Here is an 11,231-nt window from a genome sequence, read left to right as displayed (position 1 = left end):
GGCCGGGTCGGCCACCGCGCAGACCGCGCCCGCGTCGCCGAGGCCGCCCGCCTCCTCGTCGTCCGGGGTGGTGCCGGGGGCGCTGGGGCGGTGGGACAGCAGGTCGCCGGCGAGCTTCGCGCCTGGCTCGGCGGAGGCGCGCAGGCGGCGCACCTCGGTGCCGGGGACCACGACGCGGGTGAACACGTCCAGGCCGTACATCGTGATCGGTACGTCCGCACCGAGGAGGATCGCGGCCGCCTCGGGGTCGTGCCAGACGTTGAACTCCGCGACCGGGGTGGCGTTGCCGACGCCGGCCGCGCCGCCCATGAAGACGATGCGCTCGATGTTGCGCGTCACCTCCGGGTGGGTGCGCAACAGCAGGGCGATGTTGGTCAGCGGCGCGGTGGGGATCAGGGTCACCGGGCGCGGGGAGGCGAGGATCTCCCGGCGCAGCAGGGTGACGGCGTCCACGGCGGCCGGGGCGCGGGTGGGGGCGGGCAGGCCGAGGTCGCCCATGCCGTCGCTGCCGTGGACGTGGCGGGCCGGGCGGGCGGGCTCCAGCAGCGGGCGTTCGGCGCCCCGGGCCACCGGGATGTCGGGGGCGCCGGCCTGCTCCAGCACAGTGAGGGTGTTGCGGACCACGCCGTCCACGTCGGTATTCCCGGCCACGCAGGTCACCGCGCGCAGGTCGAGGCCGGGGTGGCGGACGGCGAGGAGCAGGGCCAGAGCGTCGTCGACGCCGGTGTCGCAGTCGATGATCACGGGCACCACGGGCTGCACGGCGGCCTCCTGCCGGGCGTCGCTGCGTACGGACGCCTCGACCCTAGACGAGCGCCCGCCCCCGGTCCCGACGCCCTCACCCGAACGGACCGGAGCGCTGGTGGGCCGTGATCGCCGGTGGTGCCGTGGGAGCAGGCAGCGGCCGGAACGATCAGGAGGCACACCCGATGACCGGAGGCATACGTACCCGCGGCGCCCGTGTCCTCCTGCTCGGCGGGCTGCTCGCGCTGAGCGGCTGCGCCACCCTCGGTCTGGAGCATCCGCCGACCGCGACGTACTCCCTGCCGACGGTCGAGAAGCCCACGGCCACCTCCAGGGCACCGGCCGCCGGGGATGCCGCGCTCACCGACGCGCAGGCGCAGGCGGCGCTGGTCACCGAGTCCGACCTCGGCTCGCCCTGGGCGGCGGCGGGTGGCATCGCGACCTGGCGGGACGGCCTGCTGAAGGCCACGTCGGAGGTGGCCGAGTGCCAGCGGCTGCTGGACGCGCTCTACTCCGACCAGGTCCTCGGCGCCCCCGCCCGCGCCGCCGTCGCCCTGGACGACCCCGGCACTCAGGCCCAGCTCCGCTACCAGATCGGCGCCCGGCGCCCCTCCGACGTGGACGCCGACCTGAAGTGGCTGGGCGAGATGCCGGCCAAGTGCGCCCGCTTCACCGCCACCACCCAGACCGGCTGGACCGAGGACGTCCAGGTCTCCGACCTCCCCCTCCCCGAGGTCGGCGACAAACGCCAGGGCCTCCGCCTCACCCTCACCGCCACCGACCCCGAGAACCCCGACGCCGAGGAACAGGACCTCACCGTCGAACTGGCCGCCGCCCGAGTCGGCGAGGACGCCTTCGCCCTCACCAACGGCGGCCAGGGCGACGTCCCCAACGACGCGACCCAGGCGGCGGTACAGATCGGCGCGCTGAGGCTGGCGGACGTACGGCGGCAGGGGCGGGTGCAGGTCTAGAGCAGCGGGTCAGGAACGGCGGGTCTGGAAGGGCGGGTCTAGAAGGGCGGCCCCGCCGGTGCCGGGCCCAGTGTGGTCGTGCCCGGTGTCGTCCGGTGGCCCAGCCCCGTGCGGTACGCGTCCAGGGCCGCTTCCGTGCGTCCCGTGCGGCGGAGGAGGTCGCCCAGGAGGCGGCAGAGGTCGGCCAGGTCGCCTGCCGCGCCCGCGCGTTCGAGGAGGCTCAGGGCGCGTACGTAGTGCTCTTCGGCCGAGTCCGTCTCGTCCGCGTCCTCGGCGATGATGCCGAGGAGGCGGTGGGCGGCGGCCGCGTGGACGGCGCCGCGTTCGGAGGAGAAGTCGCCGAGGACGCCGTCGAGGAGGGCGGCGGCCTCGGCGGGTCTGCCCCGGCGGTGCAGGACGTCGGCCAGCTCGACCGCGGCCTGGCTGCGGTACAGGGCGGCGCGGGTCTCGGCCAGCATCTCCAGCGCCTGCCGCAGTTCGCTTTCGGCGCGGTCCAGCTCGCCCGCCTGAGCGTGGACATAGCCACGCATCCAGTGGCAGTTGGCCAGCTCGGTGCGCAGCCGGAGCTGGCGGTAGAGCCCGGCCGCCTTGGCGAGGGAGGCGTCCGCCTCGGCGTGCCGGCCCTCGGCGAGCAGCGTACGGGCCACCGAGCGGTGCATCCGGGCGATCAGCGCGGGGTCGGCGGCGCGCGGGGCGAGGGCGAGCGCGAACTCGGCGGCCTGGGCGGCGCGGGCATGGGCGCCCATGTCCATGTAGGGGCCGATGACGGCGGTGTAGAGGTGCAGCAGGGCATCCGGGTCGTGCAGGCCGCCCCGGTTGAGTTCGTCGAGGGCGGACTCCAGCAGGTAGACCGCGTAGCGAAGTTCGCCCCCCAGGTAGTGCGCCACGGCCCGGCCGCGTAGGGCGGGTACCCGTACCGGGAGGGTCTCGCCGGACAGCAGTTCCTCCGCCTGCTCGAAGTGGCCGTGCGCCGACCGGAGTTCACCGGTCTCCAGCGCGCATTCGCCAAGTCCCATCAGCGCGGCGGCCTGTTCGTGGCCGAGGCCGTGCTCCTCCGCCTCGGCCCGCAGGGCCGCGTACCGCTCGGTGGCCTCCTCGGCGCGGCCGTCCGCGAGGAGGCGCTGCGCCTCGGTGAGCCGGAGCCGGAGGGCGGTGACGAGTCCCGCGGGGCGGCCGGAGGCCAGCTCGTCGTAGGTGACACCGAGCCGGTCCGCGATGTGCCTCAGGGCGTCGTCGGAGGCGCGTACCCGGCCCGCCTCCAGGGTGGAGACGTAGGCGGGGGTGTAGGCGGGCTCGGCCAACTGTCGCTGGGTCATACCGCGTTCGGCGCGCAGCCGTTGCACACGCCGTCCGACCACCTCCGGCCCGTCCCGCTCCGGCATGCCCGCTCCTCCCCAACTCCCCTGGGTCCCCTTGTCGTTGAGGTCCCGCAGCCCTAGGTTAAACGGCGGCTCAAGTCCGCTTGACCCGTCGCTGATGTTGCGAGGTAGCCGTGCCAGGTAGCACCCCCGCCGCACGCCCCCATGCTCCCGCCCGCACCCGGCTCCGCCTCGCGGACGCCGGCCCGTTCGCCAGAGGGGTCGTGGCGGCCGTGGTGGCCGTGGCCACTCTCGTGATCGCCGGCCATGCCTGCCCGGCCCGCGCGGCGGGCGCCGTTCCCGTGGCCCGGCCCGCCCAGCCCTGACAACTCCCAACGCCCCGTCGCGCAAGGGGGTTTCTCGCCCAACCCCGAGTAAAACCCACCCCAAGCCGCCCGGCGAATCCCCCCAAACCCCGCCAAGAGACCGGTTGTACGGGAGTGGAATATCTCACCGTCAACAGTTGACAGCGGACCCCGCCATTAGGGTGAGCCACGATCCGGCCAGGCCCTTCACGAAGCGCGAACCGCCTAGCCGCTGAACGGGGTTTCTTTTCGGTGGCCGGGGTCGGGGGGCCAGGGCGGAAGGGCACGGGGGATGACGGGTAGCAGCCTGCGCACGGAGGACACCGGGGCACCGGACACCACCGGCGAGACCGTACCGCCGCCGGGAAAGCGGGCCGGACGCGTCCTGCGCTGGACCGCCCTCGCGCTGGCCCTGCTCCTGCTCGGCACCGCCGCCGCCGGCTACCTCTACTACCGGCACCTCAACGGCAACCTCGCCAAGGCCCCGCTCAACCTCGGCGACAGCCCAAACCCCTCGGCCACCCCGGACGCGGCGGGCCGTACCCCGCTGAACATCCTGCTGATCGGCTCGGACAGCCGGAACACCGCCGACGACCTCGAACTAGGCGGCTCCAAGGGCGATGTGGGCCGCCCCCCGCTGGCGGACGTACAGATGCTGCTGCACGTCTCGGCGGACCGGAACGACATGTCGGTGATCAGCCTGCCCCGCGACACCATGGTCCCGATCCCCCGCTGCACCGACCCCGTCACCAAGAAGGTGTACCCGGAGCTGAGCCTGGCGATGGCCAACGAGTCGCTGGGCCGGGGCGGCCCCGGCTGCACGGTCGCCACCTGGATGCGGCTCACCGGCATCCCCGTGGACCACTTCATGATGGTCGACTTCTCCGGCGTGGTCGCCATGGCCGACGCCATCGGCGGCGTCCCGGTCTGCGTGGAGCAGAACGTCTACTCGCACACCGCGAGCGGCCACGGCTCCGGCCTCAGGCTCCGGGCGGGCACCCACCCGGTCAAGGGCAAGCAGGCCCTCCAGTGGCTCCGCACCCGCTACGGCTTCGAGGACGGCACCGACGTCGGCCGCACCCACGCCCAGCACATGTACATGAACTCCATGGTCCGCCAGCTCCGCGCCAACGCCACCCTGGGCAACCCCGCCGAGATGCGGCGCCTGGCGGAGGCCGCGACCAGCGCGCTCACCGTCGACGAGGGCCTCGGCACGGTGAAGAAGCTGTACGACCTCTCGATGGAGCTGCAGAAGGTGCCCACCGAGCGGATCACCATGACCACCCTGCCCACCACCCCGTGGTCGCAGGACCGCAACCGCCTGGTGCCCGCCGCCGACGACGCCGACCAGCTCGTCTCCCTGGTCCGCGACGACGTCCCGCTGGACGGCCGCGGCACCAAGGACCCCGGCCCGAAGTCCACCGACCCGGCCGCGCCCCCCGCCGAGATCACCGTCCGGGTCGAGAACGGCACCGGCGCGGGCCTGGAGTCCCCCGCGCCCGACCGCGCCGGGACGGTCGCCGGCATCCTCCGCGACCACGGCTTCACCCACACCGTCGAAGAGAAGACGCCCGCCACCGAGCCCGGCACCTCCGTCCTCTACTCCGGCACCACCCTGAGGGGCGACGCCCTGGCGGTGGCCAAGGAGCTCCACATCCCCGCCGCCCGCGTCCGCGCGGTGGACGACGCCCGGGACATCACCCTCGTCGTCGGCGCCGACTGGCCCTCCGGCGACCGCTTCCCCGAACCCGCCGAGCGCGCGGTCCCCAAGTCGGCGGCCGTACTGAGCGGTGACAAGACGGATGCCTGCATGAAGATCCAAGAGGGCTTCACCTGGTGATCACCGCGTGACGCTGTCAGCGTCATGACCTACTCTTTGCTCACTCGCCGCACGAGGCACACAGCTCACCCACATCACAGGCGCACCGGGGACTCTCCGCGCCGTGCCGCCCGTACGGCTCCAACTCAGCATTCGTTCCGGGGGGTTCGAATCAGCGTGCCTATGCGCACCCGCTCCACCGCCACCGCTCTCGCGGTGCTCTTCAGCTCGGCGGCCCTCGCGGCCGCCCCCGCCCACGCCGACACCGTGCAGCCGCTGCCGGTCAGGTCGGCCGGTTCGATCGTGGTCGACGGCGTCCACCAGCGGGTGTTCCTCAGCGACCCGTCCGGCGGCAAGATCGTCGTCACCGACTACCGGGGCACGGTGGTCAGGCAGCTCACCGCCCTGCCCGGCGTGCTCGGCCTGGAACTCTCCGCCGACTCCGCCACCCTGTACGCGGCGGTCCCCGGCGGCACGGACGCGATCGTCGCCTTCGACACCGCGACCGCCACCGAGTCCGCCCGCTACCCGGTGGGCGACATCGACCCGAAGTACCCGGCGATCGCCGGCGGCAAGCTGTGGTTCGGCTACGACTCCGACGCCACCGGCATCGGCGGCAACATCGGCTCGATCGACCTCACCGCGGCCGAGCCCGCCGTCGCCCTGGCCCAGGACCCGCAGAGCCCCTGGTTCGCCGCGCCCATGCTCGACGGCGCGGGCGGCACCCTGGTCGTCGGCGTCCCGTCGCAGAGCCCGTCCGAACTGGGCGTGTACGACGTCTCGTCCGGCACCCCGGTCCGCACCGCGCACCGCAGCGTGGACGGCGGCAACCTGCACGACCTCGCCGTCACGCCCGACGGGCAGCGGCTCGTGGTGGCCAGCGGCTACCCGTACCACCAGGCGGTCTACCACACGGCCGACCTGTCGGACGACGGCTCCTACCCGACCGACGCCTACCCGAACGCGGTGGACGTCGCTCCGGACGGCTCGGTGGCGGCGGGCATCGACGGCGCGTACGAGCCCGACGTGTTCGTGTTCAAGCCGGGACAGCGGACCTCGGTCCGCGAGTACGACTTCGGGGCGAGCGACCAGATCCTCGCGGACGCCGGGCTCGCCTGGGCGCCGGACGCCTCCCGTCTCTTCGCGGTCAGCCATGACTACGACGGCGCCTACCGGCTGCGCGTACTGGAGGGCCCCACCAAGGCCGTCACCAAGGTCACCGCCGACGCCCCGGCCACCGCGACCCGCGCCAAGACGCTCACCGTCAAGGGCAAGGTGACCTCCAAGGCCGCGCTCCCGGCCGGGACCCGGCTCACCGTGACTCGCACCGACCTGGAGTCCCCCAAGGGCAAGTCACTGCCCCAGGTCAGCACGAAGGCCGACGGCAGCTACTCCTTCACCGACACCCCGCCGGCCGGCGGCAAGGTCACCTACAAGGTGTCCTACGCGGGCGACGCCGCCCACACCGCGGCCTCCGGCAGCGACAGCGCGACCGTCTCCCGCAGCAAGGCGTCGCTGTCGCTGAACAACAACGGCAAGGTCTACTCCTACGGCAAGGACGTGAAGTTCACGGCCCACCTGGGGAAGACGTACAAGAACCGTACGGTGGAGATCTGGGCCGACCCCTACGGCGCCGACAAGCCGAACAAGCTGGTGAAGTCCGGCAAGGTCAACTCCCACGGCGACCTCGCCGTCACCCTCGACCTGCGCCGGGACACCAAGCTCACCGCGAAGTTCGCCGGTGACGCGCGCACCGCCACGGCGAGCGCCACCAGCACCGTCTGGACCCGCGTCAGCGTGTCCCTGACGACGGCCAAGCAGTACAAGTCGGTGAAGGCGTACGGCCAGACCTACGCCTACTTCCACAAGTCCACCGACCCGCGCTTCACCACCAGGATGCCCTACTACAAGGGCCGTTCGCACCGCCTGGAGATCCAGGTCCACTACCAGGGCACCTGGTACGACGCCGGGTCGGAGTACTTCGGGCTCGGCACCAACGGGGTCTCCGAGGTGCGGTACACCGGCGACCACGGCCAGGAGGTCGGCTACCGGCTGCGGGTGCGCTCGTCGTACATCAACGGCAGCTCCGGTGACAGCGTGAACTCCACGACGTACGGCTCCTGGAAGTACTTCCTGTTCACCAAGTGATTTCAGCTGTCCTGCAGTTGCTCCAGCCGCTCCCGCACGGCGTCCAGGGCGCCCTCCCGGCGCCCTGGCACCCGGGCCCGCAACTCCGCGAGCTTGTGGCCCAGTTCGCGTACCCGGTCCGCGTCCTCGATGCGGCCCCACTGGTGGTGGGCGCGGTCCACCGCGGACTCCACGGCGGGGGCGTCGGGGGCGTGGCCGGAGGCGAGGCGGAAACCGGCCACGCCGAGCCAGGCGCGGCAGCTGCGCACCGGGTCGCCCGCGAACATCGCCAGGTCGGCGCGGACCTCCGCCCAGTGCAGGGCGTCCTCGGAGGCGGGCCCGTGCCGCCGTACCGCCGCCTCCTGGTGGCGGGCGGCCAGCCGGTCGGCGTCCGCATGGCGCCCGGCCCGGACGGCGGCGCTCAGCGCGGCGTGCGGGTCACCCTCGTCGTCGGGTGCGGTGAGCACCAGGTTGGACGGCAGCTCGGCCGCGATCCGGTCCAGCGCCCGCCGGTGCAGCTCCGCGACCGGCGGCCGGTGCCCGCCGCGCAGCAGGGCCGCCACGGCCCGCATGTACGTCGCCTCCGCGATCCGGCGCCGGCCGGGCGGAGGCGCGATCCGGCCGTGCACGACGGCCGTACGGCCCGAGTCCAGCGGGCGTTTGGCCAGCTCGGCCCAGGTCTCGGCGTCCGCGTGCAGGTCCAGCAGCAGATGGGTGGTCCCGGCCGGGCGGAGCCGCAGCTCGTCCTTGAGCCAGTGCCAGGGAAGCGCGGTGTAGCGGGCGGTGGCCGGGGTGGTGCGGGCCAGCGCGAGGTGGGGGAGCCGCTGGCGGCGGTCCAGCATCAGCTGCCCGGTGACATACACCGTCAGCGGGCCGGACGCGGCGGCGGCCGCGCGCAGCCGGGTCAGCACGCCCTGCGGGTCGAGCGGATCGGCGAGTTCGACCACGTGGGCGGTGTCGGTGCCCGCCAGCACGGACGGCGCGACCGCGCCCAGTACGGGCAGCACGGCCGCCGCGTCCACCAGGCGGCCGCGGCCCAGCGGCGCGGCCGCGAGCAGCAGCACGGTTCCGGGCATGGCGCCTCCCCCTGTGTTCGGCCGGCCGGTTACGCCGGTCAGCCAGCACCGTAACCGCTGCACGCGGGCGGGCGCGGCTCAGGACCACGAAGGTCGCCCGGTCGTGGACGCGGGGCAGGGGCCGGACTGCGGCTCGGGGAGCCTGCGTACGGCGAAGGCGGTGGTGTCGTCGCCGAGCCGGTCGCGGGTGTGCCGCAGCACGCCCTCGCGGACCAGACGGACCAGCCGCCGGGGCTTGGTCACACCGGCGTCGTCGTCCACCACCCGCGTGATCTCGGGCAGCAGCGGGTAGAAGCCGCCGGCACCGTCGCGGGCCTCGGTGACGCCGTCCGTCACCATCAGCAGCGTCTCGTCCTCGTCCAGCCGCTCCCGGCCGGCAGGCGGCTGCGGATCGCCGGAGGGCGTCCCGCACATGAGGTCCCCGAACCCGATCGGCAACCGCTCCCCGCCCAGCAGCGGGCGCACCCGGCGCGGGCCGACGGCGAGCGGTGGTTCGTGCCCGAAGTTGATCACCTCGACGGTGTGCCGGTCGTCGTCGGGGAAACCCAGCAGCAGCGCGGTGGCGAACCGGTCGTCGTCGTAGCGGCCGAGCGCGGCGGTGTGCCCGCGGTGGCGGCTCATACGCACCTCCAGCCGCTCGGCGACGGTCGTCAGCTCCGGCTCGTGGTACGCCGCCTCACGGAAGGTGCCGAGCAGCGCGGCGGCCGTCTCCACGGCGCCCAGGCCCTTGCCCTGTACGTCACCGAGGAGCACCCGGGTGCCATGGGGGCTGGGCTGGATGTCGTAGAAGTCGCCGCCCACCCGAGCGTCCACGTCGGCGGCGAGATACACCCCCGCGTGCTCCAGACCGCCCCAGTCCGGCGGCAGCGGGCGCAGCACGGTGCGGCGGGTGGTCTCGGCGATGTCCCGCATGTGCAGGCCATGCCGTTCCCGGCGGACCCGCACCACGGAGGCGACCACCGCGAGCACCCCGCCGAGCGCGAGCAGGACGAAGTCGGTGGTGCCGGCCCGGTAGCGCTCGGGGAAAGCGGTGTCCACCGCCAGGTACGCGGCCAGCGACAGCAGGGCGAACGTGATGGTGGCGCCGACCCTGCAGATCGCGGCGGCGATGCTCGGAACCAGGATGATCCAGGAGACGACGCGGAGCTTCTCGGAGGTCTGGAGGTCCACCGTCACGATGGCCGCCAGCAGCACCAGCGGTACCAGCCAGGCGCTGCCCCGGCCGAGAAACCGCCGCTCGCGCCGGTCCCGGTACTCCATCTCGGTCACGAGCCCCATCTCCGTCCCGAGGCCGCGCGAAGGTCGCGGCGGGCCGCCGTCCTCGGAAACCTCAGGGGAACACGGGCCGGTTCCGGCCGCATCCGGGCCCCGTCACCCGCCCGGCCGAGTTGCCGGGCCGTCGCCGCAGGTGTGCCCTGGAAGCCGGGCCGTCACCTCATGGCCCGAAGCGGCGAGAGAAGGAGCGCTCTCATGGCTCACGCGGCACCCGCGCCCGGCACGCCGATCCGAGGCGGCCACAAGGACGCCCCGAAGGCGATCACCCCGCCCCCCGACGTCTTCGACGCCCGCACCCACCGCATGGCCAGGGTCGCGGTACCGGTGCTGATGGCGCTGGTCTACGGCTACTGGGCGGCCGCGAACCGCCGCTCCGGCGGCCCGGTCACCGGCTGGAACCTGCTCTTCGGGCTGCTCACCGCGCTGGTCTTCGGAGTCGTGTTCTACGCCGTGCTGACGATCGCGCCCCGGCTGGGGCGCGAGATGCACGCGCTGCTGTGGGCGGTGTTCGTCGGCGCGTCCTTCGGCTTCCTCTACAACCAGGCGGGCGCCTCGCTCGTGCGGTCGGTGGGGATTCCGCTGATCGTGGCGGCGGTGACGTTCGTCGTGTTCTTCTACCGCTTCTACACCCACGAGGACGCGGCGGGGCACCGGGTGAGCTGAGCCGGTGGGGGTGCGTCCGTCCCCCGAACGCACCCCCACCGCTCGCGCCGAAGGCCCGGCGGGACTTGCCTGGAAGGCGTGCACCCCCGACTGAGGAGTGCCCTGTCGGCCGCGCTGATCGCCCTGGCCTGCCTCCTCGTGCCCTTCGGCGCACCGGCGGCCTGGGCGGCGTACACGCTCACCGACACGGGCCGGTACGTCACCACGATGGCCCCGCTCGCCGCCGACCCGGCCGTGCGGGACGTCGTCGCGGACACGGTCGGCGACGGCATCCTCCGCGAGGTCGGCCAGCACGCGGACATGACGCCGGTACGCGGCTCGGTCGGACCCTTCGTCCGGGACGCGGTGCGCTCCTTCACCCACACCCGCGCCTTCCGCCTCGCCTGGGACACCGGCAACCGGGTCACCCACGACGCGGTGCTGCGCGCGCTGCGCGAGGACGCCCCGGCGGGCGGTGCCCCGCGCGCGGTCACCGTCGACCTCGCCCCGGTGACCGCCGAGGTCAAGGCCCAGCTCGCCGAGGACCACATTCCGCTCGCCGCCCGCATCCCGGTGCGCCACACCGAGGTCCCGGTGCTCCCGGCGGGGGAGCTGACCCGGTACCGCAAGGGATTCCACATGCTCGAAGTCGCCGGTCTGTGGCTGCCGGTGGCAGCCGTCCTGTTCGCCGCCGCTGGCATCGCCCTGGCCGTACACCGCCGCCGCGCGATCGTCGCCACCGCCCTGGGCACCGCCCTGGGCGGCGCCCTCCTCGGCCTGGCCCTCACGGCAGGCCGCGCCCTCACCCTCTCCGACCTCCCCGCCGACGTCCCCCACCCGGTGGCCGCCGCCGTCTACGACACCCTCACCTCCGGCCTCCGCACGGTCTCCTGGCTCCTGTTGGTCCTGGGCCT

10 protein-coding genes are annotated in these 11,231 nt (G+C 73.8%); 6 read left to right on the top strand and 4 right to left on the bottom strand.

Translation table 11 applies throughout. The features are described 5' to 3' along the window. On the bottom strand, positions 1-762 hold a 762-nt coding region (locus GT030_RS29555), incomplete at its 3' end, for a nucleoside hydrolase (RefSeq protein WP_161203711.1). Positions 763-929: 167 nt separating this feature from the next. Here GT030_RS29555 and GT030_RS29550 point away from each other — a divergent pair. After that, positions 930-1,715 carry a hypothetical protein gene (locus GT030_RS29550; protein ID WP_161203710.1) on the top strand — a complete coding sequence of 262 codons (786 nt, stop codon included), beginning with the start codon at positions 930-932 and terminating at the stop codon, positions 1,713-1,715. Positions 1,716-1,753: 38 nt separating this feature from the next. Here the strand turns inward: GT030_RS29550 and GT030_RS29545 are convergent, their stop codons facing one another. Further along, complete coding sequence (locus GT030_RS29545; RefSeq protein WP_161203709.1) at positions 1,754-3,097, bottom strand: helix-turn-helix transcriptional regulator; 1,344 nt, start codon at positions 3,095-3,097, stop codon at positions 1,754-1,756. Positions 3,098-3,207: 110 nt separating this feature from the next. Between GT030_RS29545 and GT030_RS35915 the strand changes: the two genes are divergently transcribed. The 3 genes from GT030_RS35915 to GT030_RS29535 all read left to right on the top strand — a co-directional run bounded on the left by GT030_RS35915 (position 3,208) and on the right by GT030_RS29535 (position 7,345). Beyond that, positions 3,208-3,399: a hypothetical protein gene (locus GT030_RS35915; protein ID WP_202460718.1), complete on the top strand. Its 192-nt coding sequence runs from the start codon at positions 3,208-3,210 to the stop codon at positions 3,397-3,399. Positions 3,400-3,670: 271 nt separating this feature from the next. Next, positions 3,671-5,218: an LCP family protein gene (locus GT030_RS29540; protein ID WP_202460714.1), complete on the top strand. Its 1,548-nt coding sequence runs from the start codon at positions 3,671-3,673 to the stop codon at positions 5,216-5,218. Positions 5,219-5,380: 162 nt separating this feature from the next. Further along, positions 5,381-7,345: an Ig-like domain repeat protein gene (locus GT030_RS29535; RefSeq protein ID WP_161203713.1), complete on the top strand. Its 1,965-nt coding sequence runs from the start codon at positions 5,381-5,383 to the stop codon at positions 7,343-7,345. A 2-nt stretch (positions 7,346-7,347) separates the two neighbouring features. Here the strand turns inward: GT030_RS29535 and GT030_RS29530 are convergent, their stop codons facing one another. Together GT030_RS29530 and GT030_RS29525 are read right to left on the bottom strand one after the other, a co-directional pair. Next, a complete protein-coding gene (locus tag GT030_RS29530) occupies positions 7,348-8,400 on the bottom strand; it encodes a hypothetical protein (RefSeq protein WP_161203708.1) in 1,053 nt (350 codons plus the stop codon). 78 nt (positions 8,401-8,478) lie between these two features. Beyond that, positions 8,479-9,660, bottom strand: coding sequence for a PP2C family protein-serine/threonine phosphatase (locus GT030_RS29525; RefSeq protein WP_202460716.1), 1,182 nt, complete (start codon positions 9,658-9,660; stop codon positions 8,479-8,481). A gap of 210 nt (positions 9,661-9,870) precedes the next feature. Here GT030_RS29525 and GT030_RS29520 point away from each other — a divergent pair, with 210 nt between their 5' ends. Together GT030_RS29520 and GT030_RS29515 are read left to right on the top strand one after the other, a co-directional pair. After that, positions 9,871-10,338: a hypothetical protein gene (locus tag GT030_RS29520; RefSeq protein WP_202460713.1), complete on the top strand. Its 468-nt coding sequence runs from the start codon at positions 9,871-9,873 to the stop codon at positions 10,336-10,338. Between the two features lie 78 nt (positions 10,339-10,416). Continuing rightward, positions 10,417-11,231: hypothetical protein (locus GT030_RS29515; protein ID WP_161203706.1), on the top strand; the 815-nt coding region annotated here is incomplete at its 3' end.

Source organism: Streptomyces sp. SID1328, assembly GCF_009865595.1.
In the GTDB taxonomy this organism is placed as follows: Bacteria; Actinomycetota; Actinomycetes; order Streptomycetales; family Streptomycetaceae; genus Streptomyces; species Streptomyces griseoluteus.
This window is presented reverse-complemented; position numbering and strand designations above follow the sequence as displayed.